14 protein-coding genes are annotated in these 15,444 nt (G+C 51.8%); 9 read left to right on the top strand and 5 right to left on the bottom strand.

What is annotated here, in order from left to right; translation table 11 throughout:
* Positions 1 to 195: 195 nt before the first annotated feature.
* From K2H17_RS10540 to K2H17_RS10520, 5 genes are read left to right on the top strand one after another with little or no spacing between them, the layout of a single operon-like run.
* On the top strand, positions 196 to 660 hold the full coding sequence (locus tag K2H17_RS10540) for a hypothetical protein (protein ID WP_300134562.1): 465 nt from the start codon (positions 196 to 198) through the stop codon (positions 658 to 660).
* A complete protein-coding gene (locus tag K2H17_RS10535) occupies positions 657 to 2,786 on the top strand; it encodes a hypothetical protein (protein ID WP_300134560.1) in 2,130 nt (709 codons plus the stop codon). The genes K2H17_RS10540 and K2H17_RS10535 overlap by 4 nt, the downstream gene beginning before the upstream one ends.
* Entirely contained in the window at positions 2,783 to 3,397 is a 615-nt protein-coding gene (locus K2H17_RS10530) for a hypothetical protein (RefSeq protein WP_300134558.1), read from the top strand. Before K2H17_RS10535 ends, K2H17_RS10530 begins: the two co-directional genes overlap by 4 nt.
* Before the next feature lie 60 nt (positions 3,398 to 3,457).
* Positions 3,458 to 4,078: a hypothetical protein gene (locus K2H17_RS10525; protein WP_300134556.1), complete on the top strand. Its 621-nt coding sequence runs from the start codon at positions 3,458 to 3,460 to the stop codon at positions 4,076 to 4,078.
* Between the two features lie 42 nt (positions 4,079 to 4,120).
* A complete protein-coding gene (locus K2H17_RS10520; RefSeq protein ID WP_300134554.1) occupies positions 4,121 to 4,711 on the top strand; it encodes a hypothetical protein in 591 nt (196 codons plus the stop codon).
* Positions 4,712 to 5,381: 670 nt separating this feature from the next.
* Here K2H17_RS10520 and K2H17_RS10515 read toward each other — a convergent pair.
* The 5 genes from K2H17_RS10515 to K2H17_RS10495 form a co-directional block, all read right to left on the bottom strand.
* Complete coding sequence (locus tag K2H17_RS10515) at positions 5,382 to 5,675, bottom strand: thioredoxin family protein (protein ID WP_300134552.1); 294 nt, start codon at positions 5,673 to 5,675, stop codon at positions 5,382 to 5,384.
* Positions 5,676 to 5,803: 128 nt separating this feature from the next.
* Positions 5,804 to 7,063 (bottom strand): CinA family nicotinamide mononucleotide deamidase-related protein, encoded by a 1,260-nt coding sequence (locus K2H17_RS10510; protein WP_300134550.1) that lies wholly within the window; start codon positions 7,061 to 7,063, stop codon positions 5,804 to 5,806.
* 228 nt (positions 7,064 to 7,291) lie between these two features.
* Positions 7,292 to 8,308, bottom strand: a complete 1,017-nt coding sequence (gene tsaD / locus K2H17_RS10505) for a tRNA (adenosine(37)-N6)-threonylcarbamoyltransferase complex transferase subunit TsaD (RefSeq protein WP_300134548.1) — start codon at positions 8,306 to 8,308, stop codon at positions 7,292 to 7,294.
* A 404-nt stretch (positions 8,309 to 8,712) separates the two neighbouring features.
* Complete coding sequence (locus K2H17_RS10500) at positions 8,713 to 9,423, bottom strand: helix-turn-helix transcriptional regulator (RefSeq protein ID WP_300134546.1); 711 nt, start codon at positions 9,421 to 9,423, stop codon at positions 8,713 to 8,715.
* Between the two features lie 446 nt (positions 9,424 to 9,869).
* Complete coding sequence (locus tag K2H17_RS10495) at positions 9,870 to 11,087, bottom strand: OmpA family protein (RefSeq protein WP_300134544.1); 1,218 nt, start codon at positions 11,085 to 11,087, stop codon at positions 9,870 to 9,872.
* A 479-nt stretch (positions 11,088 to 11,566) separates the two neighbouring features.
* Between K2H17_RS10495 and K2H17_RS10490 the strand changes: the two genes are divergently transcribed.
* The 4 genes from K2H17_RS10490 to K2H17_RS10475 all read left to right on the top strand — a co-directional run.
* Positions 11,567 to 12,139, top strand: coding sequence for a CvpA family protein (locus K2H17_RS10490; RefSeq protein ID WP_300134542.1), 573 nt, complete (start codon positions 11,567 to 11,569; stop codon positions 12,137 to 12,139).
* A gap of 40 nt (positions 12,140 to 12,179) precedes the next feature.
* Positions 12,180 to 13,661, top strand: a complete 1,482-nt coding sequence (sufB, locus tag K2H17_RS10485; RefSeq protein ID WP_300134540.1) for a Fe-S cluster assembly protein SufB — start codon at positions 12,180 to 12,182, stop codon at positions 13,659 to 13,661.
* A complete protein-coding gene (locus tag K2H17_RS10480) occupies positions 13,658 to 14,410 on the top strand; it encodes an SAM-dependent methyltransferase (protein ID WP_300134538.1) in 753 nt (250 codons plus the stop codon). The genes sufB and K2H17_RS10480 overlap by 4 nt, the downstream gene beginning before the upstream one ends.
* 78 nt (positions 14,411 to 14,488) lie before the next feature.
* A partial coding sequence (locus K2H17_RS10475) for an MBL fold metallo-hydrolase (protein ID WP_300134536.1) occupies positions 14,489 to 15,444 on the top strand: 956 nt, incomplete at its 3' end.

Raw genomic sequence — 15,444 nt, 5'->3', positions numbered from 1 at the left:
CATAAAACCGGCGGATGCTCCGTGGAGCATCCTACAACTTGCTTGCAATCAAGCTGTTTGAATCGCTGAATAGTTACCAACGCCCCTTAAAATGTTAAATATCCGTAATTTCAACCGCATTTATTAAAAAATTCCACGAGACACACTACCTTTATCCAACCTAATCACCAATCATCTATAAGTCACATCTATAACATGAATTTTCGACATTTGAGATGGCCGTTGCTTCTTGCAGCCATCTCAATCAACCTATCAGCGTTGGCTTTTGACAGTGTTATTCTATGGCTAAAAGACGGCTCCCGCGTCATAGTCCCATTTTCCGACAAGCCTGAAATCACCTTCAACGGCGATCAGATCAGCGTCAACAACCGCATTTTCAACTTCAGTGAACTCAGCAAATACACCATCGATGACACATCGTCAATCGACCTGATCGGCACCGATGGAAAAGAAATCTCTGTTGACAAAAACGGCGATGTCATCATCTGCTCATCCCTTAAAGCCGGCGAAATTTCCGTCTATGGCACTGACGGCATCCGCCATGAATGCGAAGTCATCACTCTTGGCAACGGCAACCTGAAAATAAGCCTTTCCTCCTTATCTCCTCAGGTCTACATTATCAAGGCCGGTAATCACACCTTTAAAATGCGGAAATCATGAAACAGCTGTTACTACTGATCCTAATGCTATTCAGCATTTCCAGCATTGCAGCCAACGAAACAGATACCCAGGTACTTGTTTTCAGCAAAACAGGTGATGTCACTCTGATATACGCAGAAGAGCTGCAATCAGTCAATCTTTCCACCGTCGACACCGACAGCGTTGATCACCCCGACTTCATTTCTCAGGATTTCATCCGCAAAGACGGAACTGTCTTCAAAATCATGCTCGCCGACATCGACTCGGTCGCATTCGGCAACCGCAACAAGATTGTCCCCAAAACAGGCGTCCATGAAATAGTTGAAACCGACATTCCCTATATAACATCCGGCACCGACGGCATCATCAGTTTTAAAGCCGGCACACCCGTTGACCGCATCCCCTCCGCCGGACAGTATGTCTACTATATCGGATTCCACGAACTCTTCCCCTGGGGTCTCTGTGCAAAAGTCGATGCCGTTTCCCGCAACAATGATTCATCTGTAAACGTCAGTGTCACTGATGTCCCCGCAACCGAAGTTTTCGACGAATTCTTCTTCTCCGGAGATGTCGGTCCCGTACCGGCTACCGTAAACAGAACCTCCCGCGCAGGATCAGCCGACGGTTATCCGTGGGACAATGCCCTGAAATTCGCCGAACAATCTGAATTCAGCCTCATCCTCAACAGCCAGCTCTCTTTCACTAATGTTGTAGCCAACGTGCTCTCCGGCTATTACCATGCCAATATCGCCATCACTAACGAGATGGGCATGACTTTCAATTTCAATCTTGAAGAACCCAAAGAGGCAGGCAAGGAATATGGAGCACATAAATTTTATCTCCCACCGCTCGCATTAGGAACAATCCAGCCAATTATCGAGATCGGGGCGTTTTGGGAAGCGGAGGCATCAGCTAAAATCGACTATTCGATGACCCGTACCACAAGCTACCACACCGAATGGACCCGGCGCAATGGAGTCAACACATTCTCTCAGCCCTCACAAGCTGACAATCCTGCGGAAGCTGATCCGACAAATGATGAAGCAAAAATTGCCATTGTTCTTGACGGCAGCCTTTTCGGCGGTTTTTATACCAAACTGAGTCTCAATACATTTGTCGAACATCTCGGCGCCGGAGTCCGCCTGCGCGGAGGTGCCGAACTCGCCGGAAATATAAGTGTCGGGGCTATTGCCGATATGGCCTCTGACCATACAAAACCTGCTGTCGACGGAAATCTTGACTTAAGCCTGAAATTAGACATCGCCCCTTACTGGTACACCAAGTCTATTTTTGAAACCGAAAAAGACGAACACATAATCGGCGAACCCTTCTCTCTCAAATTCCAGCTCGCCCAACTGAATCTTTTCCCCTCTTTTACTGACGGCAAGGCCGTTCCGGCAAAAAAGCAACCGGAACCATTCAAAGAAGCGCAGAAAGTCTGCACTGCCGCCGCCATTTCCGAAAGCCCCATCCCCTATCCTCTCGAAACAGGCTTCGAGTTAGTCAACACCGTCACAAATGAGGTTGTCGACAGCATCTTCACCACTGACATCGAAGCTTTCAGTTTCCAGCAGCAGGGAATCTCGGCAGACCTCGACTTCGGAACAGAGGACAAAATCGACCCGACACAATGGCAGGTAAGACCCGTTTTCCGCTATGGCAACCATACTCTCGCCTCAGCGCCGATTGCCCTCAACGAAGGTGCCCGTCTCAGCCCGTTCATTTTCAACACCGTTAAATCAGGCGTGACAGTCCGATCCAGCTTCCCTGCGGTCGGATCATACAAAGCCGACGAACGAGTCTTCGAATGGTGCGGAACTCCGAATGTCCGTAAAATCAACAAAGCATTTGTCCCACTGCTCCCGCCCACAGCCTCTTGCCCGAACCATAATCTCCTTAAAGGCACGTGGAAATCTACCGATAGTTCGAAAGAAATCACTCTCACCTTCCTTGACGATGAAAAAGGCACTGTCTCCTATGATGGACCGACAGCAGACTTCACATATACAATTTCCTCGACCGGAGAAATCCGTATGCAGATCTCAGAAGAAAACATCACCCGCATGGTAGTGATCGACATTGACGCATCTGTCATGATCGGCCGATTCAAAAATCAGAAATCCAACACAACATTTAAGAAACAATGAAAAAACAGCTCTTCACAATATTATTTCTCTTCATAGCCCTCGGTCTCAACGCCCAGATAGGCTATCAGGTATCTCTCCTCGACGCTGCAACCGGCCAGCCGAGAGCCGACGAAACAGTCAGTGTAAAAGTCGAAATAACCGACTCCTCAGGTTCGTTAATATGCTCCGAGACCAAATCGGCCACTTCCGATGATTTCGGTGTGCTCTCTCTGACCATCGGCAATGCCTCTACTTTCGAAAACGCCAACTGGTCAAAGCTGCCTTTCTACATCTCCGCAACCGTCGACGACGTTCTGCTCGGAAGAAGCCAGATTCTGAATGTTCCGGTAGCCGAATATGCTAAGAAAGTTGCAGATCTTGATAAAAGCATCCTTAAAAGCAAAGTCTGGACCGGTAGCTATTCCGAAGGAGAAGGTTCTTATTCGTTTCGCTTTACAGACGAAACCGCAACATTAGTTCATTCTAATCCTTACGATGGTGGATATTCCGCCACCTATAAATATGTCATTTTCGGAAATCTGATTGTTTGCTATGGATCTTGGACTGATTCCAAACATCTCTTTTACACAGGATCTTGTTTAGCCGAAGCAGATGGAACGGATTACAAATAACTCTTCCCCAAGACATAGATATATCACAATCTATTTGTTTTATTCTTTTCCCAATCAAATATGAATCGCATTGCCATCACGATATTTGCATTATTTACAACTTTGATTCTCAACGCTCAGATCGGCTATCAGGTCTCACTCCTTGACGCCGCAACCGGCCAACCGAGAGCTGACGAGACCGTCAGTGTAAAAATTGACATCACCGACAGCACAGGAGCACTCGTCTGCTCCGAGACCAAATCGGCTACTTCCGATGACTTCGGCGTTCTTTCCCTCACCATCGGCAACGCTTCGACTTTCAGCAACGCCGACTGGTCAAAACTCCCTTTCTATATCTCGGCAACTGTTGATAACATCCTCCTCGGAAAAAGCCAGATTCTCAACGTCCCCGTTGCCGAATACGCAAAGCAGACCGATAGCCTTGACAAAAAACAGATCTTAGGCAGAAACTGGTCATTTACCGATAACGAAACTGATTGTGCCGGTACAATTTCGTTCACATCAAGCACAGCCAAATTATCTGTGAGATGGACTGATGGAGAGGGCGGTGGATTCAGCAAGGCTTCGCCTTACGTCATTTCAGGTTATACAATCATAACATCTTTCGGCATATTCGCTTACAATAAATCTGACGGACGATTAATCGGAAAAGCAGGTGATATCGGCGTCTTGGCACATTAAGAGATTGTTTAAAAACAACCTATAAACTCAAAAGACATAAAAATGAAGCGTTTTATCCCACTTCTATTCACTTTATTAACCACATTCAATATCAACGCCCAGATCGGCTATCAGGTCTCACTCCTTGACGCTGCAACCGGCCAACCGAGAGCAGACGAGACCGTCAGTGTAAGAATTGACATCACCGACAGCACAGGAGCACTCGTCTGCTCCGAGACCAAATCGGCTACTTCCGATGACTTCGGCGTTCTTTCCCTCACCATCGGCAACGCTTCGACTTTCAGCAACGCCGACTGGTCTAAACTCCCTTTCTTCATCTCTGCAACCGTCGATGACGTTCTCCTCGGAAAAAGCCAGATCCTCAACGTCCCAGTAGCCGAATACGCAAAAACGACCGGAAAACTCACAAAAAAATTGCTCATGAGCAAAGTATGGCGCAGTGCAGGTGAATATAATCTCAAATTCTCTGATAATTATGTCACCTATTATGATGATGAATCTTCACGGACCTACAAATATAATATTTCAGGCGACTTTGTCATCTGCTACGACATGCCTTATGGCACCGGCACAATGTTCCTGTTTTACACAGGAACATATCTGGTAGAATCAGATGACACAATTTACACCTGATTCCAGATCACATTTCAAAATCACATTACCACCAGCCAATACCACAACCGCACCATCCACCACGCCACAAACGACAAAGCCTGGGCCTCCATTACACATGCTGCGCAACAGCAGGCTCCCACCAACCAAGCCGCGTCAACGGCGGACGAATCCGCCCAACTACCCAAGCCACGCAGCAGCCCCCACCACCCAAGCCGCGTCAGCGGCGGGCGAATCCAGGCCAACTACCCAAGCCGCACAGCAGGCACCCATCACCCAAGCCGCGTCAGCGGCGGGCGAATCCAGGCCACTGCAAGGGCGCCGTAGGTGTCCGCAGCTGTGGTTAAACAGCAACACCCCCACCCTCAAAGCGCCGTAGGTGCGAAACATTCCACATTACCCCCCACATCAATCAACAGATCAAAACCCCACTTACCTCAAAAAAACGTCCTCACGCCCTCCTGCCTGAAAATATTGGCAGGACGGCAGGAGGACGATATGTTTCGGGGAACACAGACTTCCTCTTGATGGCGCAGACACATGCTGTATAGCCCGGCTCAACCGACTCAACGTCGGGACAGGCCTTGAGCACTACCCCACTCCGGACATTCTTGGATTCATCCAGGGGACATTCACTCAGAGACACCCTGGGTCAGACATCGGACGTGGGCCGGACCATCGGAAGCCTTCGTCAAAGAAACGACTCAACCTTGCTCAACAAAGCCTCGCCGTCGATTTCACCCATGTGACGCCACTCAGCCTTGCCGTCGACATAAATCAGAAACGTCGGAATGGAATGCACCTCAGCCGCATCGGCAGCCTCCTTGTTTTTATCGATATCAAGCTGGCAGACGGCGGCACGACCGTCAAGCTGTTCCTTGACCTTGGCCACAACCGGCATCATCCGTTGGCAGTGGGGACACCACGTAGCGTAAAACTCCATCAACACAACCTTAGAGCTGCGGATTTCCTGATCGTAAGTCATAATATTCTATTATTTTTATAAAGGTTTGAAAACTATTGTCGGCTGCAAAAAAGCAGACAGACGGCTCCTGAGCGGGTTCCGTCTGTCTGTAAAACGTATTTTCCGAGTCTATGGTTCGCCGCAGCCCCCTACAATGAGCGCAGCAGTTTGATTGCCTTGATGAGCACCCGTGTGGTCGAAGCCTCGATCACCCTACGGCGGTTTCCGGGGAAATGATGGGTCTCCGTCTCGCAGAGCGTCCGGCCATCGGGAGTAACGACAGCAGCGGCCATGCAGACCGTTCCGACAGGCTTCTCTTCGCTGCCTCCGCCCGGACCGGCTATGCCACTGGTAGCCACAGCCACCTGAGCGCCGATGGCTCTCAGAGCGCCTTCTGCCATCTCGCGGACCACCGGCAGGCTCACAGCCCCATTGGCCTCAAGAGTCTCCGCACCCACTCCGAGCACCGTCATCTTGACCTCGTTGCTGTAACTCACGACCGAGCCGGCAAACACATCCGACGAACCGGCTATCAGAGTGATCTCATGGGCAATGTTGCCCCCTGTGCAGCTCTCAGCCGTAGCCAGTTTCAGCCCGCGTTCGCGGCAGCGGCGCAGCAGGATCTCGGCAGGAGTCAGATCATCGGTCGCAATCACCGCATCGCCAAGCATCTCCACCAGCTCTCCGGCGGCACGGCGGACTTCCGCGGTGATGAAATCCTTGTCGCGGTGAGCGCCGTCGATGCGCAGGCGGATCAGGCCCGGTTTCGGCAGATAGGCCAGATGGAGATACTCCGGCAGAGCCTCCTCCCAGGGCGCAATCTTCTCAGCAAGACCGCTTTCAGTATAGTCGGTGACCATCAGGACGGCATGTTCTATGTCGACATCGGTCCTGAACTTCTCGCAAAGCTGCGGAAACACCTCAGTTGTAAACATCTCGCGGGTCTCGAAAGGCACACCCGGAAGTGAGACAAGCACTTTCCCATCCTTCTCAAACCACATGATCGGGGCAGTCCCGACACGGTTCTGAATCACCCGGCACGATGTCGGGACAATGGCCTGCGCAGCCGTCAGCTTGTTGATCTTGAATCCGCGGCGGCTGACCACATCGAGCACGTTGGCCAGCACCTCCGGATCCTCCTTCAGCTCACCGCCGAAATAGTCACACATGACAGTCTTGGTGATATCGTCCTTCGTAGGACCGAGGCCACCGGTTGTGAGCACGACATCGCTCAGTTCAAACGCACGGTCGATCGCGAGACGGATCTCCCCGGCCTCGTCGCCGACAGTCTGCACATCATTGACCTCCCAGCCGTATGGAGCGATATGACGGGCAATATCTCCGGAATTGGTGTCCGTGACCTGGCCGAGCAGAAGCTCGTCGCCGATCACAATTATTGAAACTTTCATCTCTGTCCGATAAGTAACTCTTGAAAATTAATTTATACTTGATGCGAGGTTTATTTCGAGGAAAAATCAAAGAGTGAAGAGGGAGTTTATAGATATAAACGACCGATGAACAATTTGATTTTTACCGGAATAAAACCGCAGGAAGTATAAAAGTCTTTCCCGAAGTTACTTTGTAAAAACATATTACGTTTAATTTTTAAGAGTTACTTATGTTGAAAAAACAGTTTCTCAGACCTTAACGCGGGCATAAGGCACCTCGTCATAGCGGCAGAACTGGCGGTCGAGATACTTGTAATAAGCCGCGATGGCAACCATAGCCGCATTGTCGGTCGTAAAGACCCTCTCAGGGATAAACGCCCTCAGGCCGCGGCGGCTGCAATAGTCCGCCACAGCATCGCGCACCCCGGAGTTGGCCGACACACCTCCACCGATGGCCACAGTCTTAACTCCGGTCTGTCTGACAGCCTTGTCGAGCTTGTCCATCAGAATGTCGATGATCGTGCGCTGGAGCGAAGCAGCAAGATCAGCCTTGTTCTGCTCGATGAAATCGGGATTCTTCCGGATCTCGTCTCTCAGCGTGTAGAGAAACGAAGTTTTCAGGCCGCTGAAACTGTAATCCAGTCCCGGAATATGCGGTTTGGCAAAGCGGAAACGCTTCGGATCGCCCTCAGCCGCGAGCCGGTCGATGTGCGGACCGCCGGGATAAGGCAGCCCCATCACTTTGGCACACTTGTCGAAAGCCTCCCCGGCAGCATCGTCGATCGTCTGGCCGAGGATCTCCATATCATTGTAATTCCTGACGAGAATTATCTGGCTGTTGCCTCCTGAGACCAGCAGGCAGATGAAAGGATAGTCAGGAACCTGATCATCCTCCTTGCGGCGTATGAAATGCGAAAGGACATGGCCGTGGAGATGGTTGACATCGACAATCGGGATTCTCAGCCCCAGCGACATACCCTTGGCGAAACTGGTCCCGACGAGCAGCGAGCCCAAGAGACCGGGACCGCGGGTGAAACCGATGGCACTCAGCTCCTCTTTAGCCACACCGGCACGTTTAAGCGCGGTATCCACCACCGGAACGATATTTTGCTGATGCGCGCGCGAAGCCAGTTCGGGCACCACACCGCCAAACTCGGCATGGACCTGCTGCGAAGCAATCACATTGCTCAGCAGCACCCCGTCGCGGATCACAGCCGCCGACGTATCGTCACACGACGACTCTATTCCTAAAATAATCACACTCATAAGACCTTGATTTTCTTATTTACCCTGCAAAATTAGCAAAATAAGTTCGTTTTAGCTAAACTAAAACATCATTAGGACGTCATCAATAGCAGCTTCTATTCGAGCTGTCGATCCAAACAACTTCTTAATGACCAAATTTTTCTCCATATAATGCTAGAACTCTTGTCTTAACGGGTAACCCTTTGACATTTTAGCCAGCTCCTTGACACTCACACCATTTACAAGACAATACTTTTCTATTTCACGCTTCAGCAGAAATCTATATTTAGCTCTATAACTAAACGAGAAAAAGCCATTTCCTACGCCAATTATAAATAGCATAGAAAATGGCTAAAATATTATTGAGACTATAATGAATCCCTCTAAATTATTTAAGCTGACCAGCTATATAAATAAAGAAATTTTTATAGCGTCGATTGAGAATAGTCAATCTCATATACAACCTCGCCATTAGCTTTTTTCTCAAAAGTTGCAACTGCGATCAGTTCGGGGATCCCGTTCGTCCAAAATGAAACGTCTTTCTTTTCTCCTATTGAGAGATTAATAGTTGAACATAGAGATTTAGCCTCTTCTTCAGAAAGCGATTTTAGGGTTTCAAAGCTATCGCCGTTTTTACCCAGATGAATTGATAATGGTTTCATAACATTATTATTAAATTTTACAAAATCAATTTTATAACCAAGAGCATTAGCTATTTTGGAGAGTGTGTCTATACTGGCAGAAGACTTACCTTGTTCTATACGAGACAGATTGGCTGCATCTATTCCTGTGATCATAGATAGCTGTTTTGCTTCTAAGTTCATTTCTTCTCTAATTTCTTTAATTCTCGCACCTAACCTTTTACGATCCTCGTTACGAAAAGTGGCTACCATTAATGGCATAGTTAGATTATGCCTTACAAACCACCACGAAAGTAATCCGTAAAGTTCCTCAAAAGAAGCTATATTATATTCCTGCTCAAACAAATCATAAATAGCTTTTTCATAATAGCTTCTTACTTGCAAAGGGTAAATATCGTTAAAAAGAAGACTTGTTGTCTCTCCTGATTCCCAAGAAATCAAAATCTCACTTTGGTTTCTCGGCTTTGGATGAAAGGCTATTGTTTCAATTTTCATGATTGAGAATTATTTTGCCGCAAAATTAATCAACAATTTCAAATTGGCAAAAAAAACAACATAAAATTTTAAATACTATATCCCATATTTATACCGCCTTCAAAATTTTTCAATTCACAGAATATATAGCAATAGGCCTATCCGATTTTTAGCAACTACTTTTTTAACTCATTTAACACCTCGTTTATAACTATTTGCGCCAAGTCATAATTTTGAAAGCTGCCCGTCACACAAAGAGACCCGCTCGGCTGTGGGGGCCGGGCGGGTCACAAACGTCAATTATTGTTTTGAAAGAAAACTCTGTTTTCCTGTCAGATGTCCTGCGCCTTGTGTGCGAGCCCTCCGGCTCTTTTCCGGTCCGCTCCCGGACCTTGACACCCGGAGGTGTCGGGGGGCGGCGCAAGGGAGATTTATCTGTTGTGTAAGCTTTCCGTTGAATGGGGGTCTTATTCGGGAACTGCGAAGATCACGATGCGGTTCCAGTCATTGGTGTCGTAAACCTGAGTGTTGCTGCCGGCGGCTTCGAGCACGAGGCGGGAAGGATCGATACCGTAGTCACCTACGAGGATGTCAGCGACAGCCTGTGCGCGGCGTTCTGAAAGCTTCATGTTGTATTCGGAAGTACCGGTGTCTTCGTCAGCATAGCCGCGGACTACGATTGTTGCATCGGGGTTGGCTTTGAGGAACTCGGCAACGTTGTAGACATTGACCATTTCCTCTGATGAAACATAAGCCGAATTGATCTTGAAGCGTACGGTCGGAAGGAGGGTTACGGCAGGTGCGGGTTCTACGACAGTGACGTCGGGGCAGGGAAGCTGGGCTTCGGCGGCAGCGAGAGCGGCTGAAGTGGTTGCAAGAGCGCCGCGGAGGTCGTTGATCTGAGCGTTGGCATTGTTGATGTAGTCAACATAGTCGCAGGGGTTGTAGCGTTTGAACTTCGAACCTGTGAGGTGGAAGGCAAAACCGCCGATTGCGGAGATGTCAATGTCGATGGGGCGTCCGTAGGCATCGTTGTTGAAGTTGTCGCCATAGAACATCGCACGGCCTTCAGCAAAGAAGTCGACATATTCGCTGAGACGGAAGCGAAGCTGCAAGCCGGCAGAAACGGGGAGAAGCCACTGGTTGGACTTGATGCCGTCGCCCTTGCGGTCCTGGATGTCGCCGACAACGGGGTGATAGTGGTAGACGTATGAACCGCCGAGGCCGATGAAGGGCACGATCGAGAAGACGCGTTTAGGACGGTAGCCGCCGATTGAGTTGAACATATCCCACATGAAGTCGACATTCAGGTTGGCAACGCGGGCCGAAGCCATTGTTCCCTGGTTCCAGTGCATCGAGCCATAGTAAGCCGAGAAGCGGAATCCCAGATAGGGAGAGATCCAGCGGCCGACGCCGAGGTTATATATTGCGGTCAGATGATGGTCATCGCTTCCGCCGTCAGTGCGGACATTCTCCATGAACGGAGAGCGGATGCCGGCACCGAGCTGGATGAACCAGTTGTCTTTCCATGATCCGGGAGTGTAGATGTCCTTGCACTCTACGTCCTGAACCAACACAGGAGTCTCTTCGACAACCACGCCAGTGATAGTCTCCTGGGCCTTAGCTTCATTTGCGCTCCAGAACATACCGCCTAAAGCCGCAACGATTAATAAATTCTTTTTCATTCTCTCATAAAATTAAAATGAAACACGATTTTTTTAGTAAACTCTCTTTTTAAATAGTCTTTTAGTAACAATCACTATGAATATTCGTCCCTGACACGCTTGTCACCGGGGGTTTGTAGTGTTCCTTTGCGGATTTTGATTTTATAACATTACTACATTTTTGTTTGTTCATCTCCCCGCCCTATTCACCTCCATTTTAACATTTGCCGCCGTCCATTTGACCTCCGCTGACTCTCATCAGTAAGGCTGAAGCGCAAAGTTGCTTTCAAGATAAGCGCTTTCCGGCCACTTATCCGCTGCTTTTCAACTCTCTTTGCAAATAAATTGTTAAATTTGCATCCTGAAATATTCCACCATAAAAGTTGTGGATGTTGCAAAGCTCGGTATTCCCAGTAGGGGCGCTTTTCAAAGCGTCCCTACCGGAGGCAATTGCGACAGGTTTTGCGACATCGTCAACCTCTTAAATCGAAGAAAACCAAATGACAGCTCTCGACATAATATTACTGCTGATATTCATCGGTTCGGCATGGCTGGGCTTCCGCAAAGGGATCATCAAACAGCTTGGCTCGCTTGCGGCGATCGTCATCGCGATCATTGCCTGCCGCTGCCTTGGGCAGCCTGTGACCGAAATGCTGACCGGCGCTCATCCCGACTGGCAGGCCTCCCCGATCAGCCGCGCTACGGTCTCGATCCTCGCCAACGCCCTGATCTACCTCGTGGCCTACTACGGGGTCATCATCGTTGCCAAACTGCTGCGCATGGTCAGCCACGCCATCCTGCTCGGCCCTCTCGACCGCATTGCCGGGGCCGCCTTCTCCGTGGCAAAATATTTTTTGCTTGTCAGCCTCCTGCTCAATCTCTATATGGTCATTTTCCCCTCTGACACCCTCAGTTCACGATCGCATCTGTGCAACGGACGCGTCGTGGTGCTCACCGCACGCTTCGCCCCCTGGGTCCTCGGCGCCATCCCCGCCCTGGCCTCCGACGGCGGAGACTGCCCCAAAACCGTAAGCACCGAAAAGGCCCCGGTGTCAACCGAAACAGCCATATAATCATCCCTCTATCCACCACCCCTCCGAGTTCATGGAAAATATGGAAACAAAAGATAAAGATCTGCAAAATCAGAAGCCGGACAGCGACGCGCTGCTCAACCGCGCGACCTCCGACGAATATAAATACGGATTCACCTCCGACATCGACACCGAGATCATCCCCGTTGGTCTCAGCGAAGACGTGGTGCGCCTCATCTCCGCCAAGAAAGGCGAGCCGGAGTGGCTCCTCGAATTCCGCCTCAAAGCCTTCCGCTACTGGCAGACGCTCGAAATGCCCACCTGGGCCCATCTCAACATCCCCCCGATCGACTATCAGGCCATCAGCTACTACGCCGAGCCGCGCTCCAAGGCCAAAGGCCCTGAGAGCCTCGACGAAGTAGACCCGCAGCTGCTCGACACCTTCAACCGCCTCGGCATTCCCCTCCAGGAACAGAAAGCCCTGGCCGGAATGGCCGTCGACGCCGTGATGGACTCTGTCAGCGTCAAGACCACCCACCGCGAGAAGCTCGCCGAAAAAGGTATCATCTTCTGCTCGATCTCCGAGGCCGTCCGCGACTACCCCGACCTGGTCAAAAAATATCTCGGCTCGGTTGTCAGCTACCGCGACAACTTCTTCGCCGCCCTCAACTCGGCGGTCTTCTCCGACGGCTCCTTTGTCTACATCCCCAAAGGAGTGCGCTGCCCGATGGAACTTTCGACCTACTTCCGCATCAACGCCTCAGGCACAGGCCAGTTCGAACGCACACTGATCGTGGCCGACGACGATGCCTATGTCAGCTACCTCGAAGGCTGCACGGCCCCGATGCGCGACGAGAACCAGCTCCACGCAGCGATTGTCGAAATCATTGTCGAAGACCGCGCGGAGGTGAAATACTCCACGGTCCAGAACTGGTATGCGGGCGACGCCGAGGGACGTGGCGGCATCTACAACTTCGTCACCAAGCGCGGACTCTGCCGCGGCGACCATTCGAAACTCTCCTGGACCCAGGTGGAGACCGGATCGGCCATCACATGGAAATATCCCTCCTGCGTGCTCAAGGGTGACTATTCGCGCGGCGAATTCTACTCCGTGGCCGTCACCAAAAACTACCAGCAGGCCGACACCGGAACCAAGATGATCCACATCGGCAAGAACTCCACCTCAACCATCGTCTCCAAAGGTATCTCCGCCGGACACTCCCAGAACTCCTACCGCGGACTGGTCAAAGTGGCCCCCGACGCCTCAGGCTGCCGCAACTACACCCAGTGTGACTCCCTGCTGATGGGCAGCAACTGCGGCGCCCACACCTTCCCCTACATCGACATCCTCAACGACACGGCCATTGTCGAGCACGAGGCTACCACCTCGAAGATCTCCGAAGACCAGCTCTTCTACTGCAACCAGCGCGGCATCCCGACCGAAGAGGCCATCGCACTGATCGTCAACGGCTATGCCAAGGAGGTCATGAACAAACTCCCGATGGAATTCGCCGTCGAGGCCCAGAATCTGCTCCAGATAACACTCGAAGGTTCCGTAGGATGATGAGCGAAGAAACAACAGCCACACAAGCACCGGCGGCCACGCCTCTGCGCCCCGCGCTCTACCTCATACCCTCGACCATGAGCGATGCGCCGGTCTCCGACGTGATCCCCGACGGAAATCTTGCCGTGATCCGCTCGGTGCGCCACTTCGTCGTTGAAAACGTCCGCACCGTCCGCCGTTTTCTCAAGCGCTGCGACCGCTCGATCGACATCGACGCCCTCTCGTTCACAGTGCTCGACGAACACACTCCGCCGACCGAGGTCAGCGCCATGCTCGCACCGCTCCGCGCCGGAGAGGCCGTAGGCGTCATCTCCGAAGCCGGATGTCCGGCTGTGGCCGATCCGGGAGCCGACCTTGTGGCCATAGCCCAGGCCGAAGGCTTCGAAGTCGTGCCGCTCGTAGGCCCGTCGAGCATCCTCCTCTCACTGATGGGCTCAGGCTTCAACGGCCAGACCTTCGCCTTCCGCGGCTATCTCCCCTACGAGTCCAAAGCCCGCAGCCAGCGCCTGCGCGACATGGAGCGCCGCATCCGCCAGGAGGGAGAGACCCAGATCTTCATCGAGACACCCTACCGCAACAACCGTCTCATCGCCGAACTCGCCTCGTCGCTCCCGCCGGCCATGAGACTCTGCGTGGCATCCGACATCACCGGTCCCCGCCAGTCGATCGTCACCCTGCCACTCTCCAAATGGGCCAAACGGAAGTTTGACTACGACAAAATCCCCTCCATCTTCCTGCTCTACACCTGAAAGACAGCCTTAGAGACCAATCCGTCATTACCCCAAAGCCCCCCCAACACAGAACGTCCAACAACTTCATCTGCTGCTATGGCACATTCGCGCAAACCCTCCAGACTCCCAATGCCGGGACTTTTCGACTCTCTCGAAGATTTCAGCGAAAACTCCGAGAGCGACTTCTGCATAATTCCCGACGAAAAAATGAGCGAGATCGCGCGTAAATACCGCCGCGAGCAGCCGGTCATCGACGAACTCCCCTCGTTTCAGGCCTCTGACCGCATCTTCTTCATGAGCTTCGGCAGCGGAAGCTCAGGCAACTGCTCCTATATAGGCGACCGCGAGGGTGGCTTCCTGATCGACGCCGGAGTGGAAGTGGCGCGGGTGGTCGACGGACTCCGCCGCAACGGCATCTCGATGGACCGAGTGGCCGGAATCTGCCTGACCCACGACCACGGCGACCACATCCGCGACGTCTACCCCCTGCTGCGCCGCTACCGCCATCTGCGCGTCTTCTGCACCCCCAAGACCCTCAACGGCATCCTCCGCCGCCACAACGTGTCGCGACGGATCAAGGACTACCACTCGCCCGTCTACAAGGAATTCCCCTTCCGCATCGGCAACTTTGAGGTCACCCCCTTCGAGGTCATGCACGACGGCGCCGACAACGCCGGATTTTTCATCACCAACGGAGACTGCCGCTTCGCCATCGCCACAGACCTCGGCTGCATCAGCGAGCGCGTAGACCACTACATGCGCCAGGCCAACTACATAGTCATCGAAGCCAACTATGACCTCAACATGCTTCGCGAAGGCCGCTACCCCGAATATCTCAAAGCCCGCATCGAAGCCCCCAACGGCCATCTCGACAACCGCGTAGCGGCTGAATTCCTGGCCGGGATCTACACCCAGCAGCTACGCAACATCTTCCTCTGCCATCTTTCCAACGACAACAACACCCCCGACCGCGCCCTGCGCGCCGTCAGCTCGGCGCTTGCCGGCGTAGGAGTGACCCGCTTCGGCAACGGCATGATCAACCTCAAGGACAC

Source organism: Duncaniella sp. (genome assembly GCF_029054785.1).
Lineage (GTDB): Bacteria > Bacteroidota > Bacteroidia > Bacteroidales > Muribaculaceae > Duncaniella.
The sequence above is the reverse complement of the archived record's forward strand: the minus strand, read 5'-3'. Positions and strand labels throughout refer to the sequence as shown.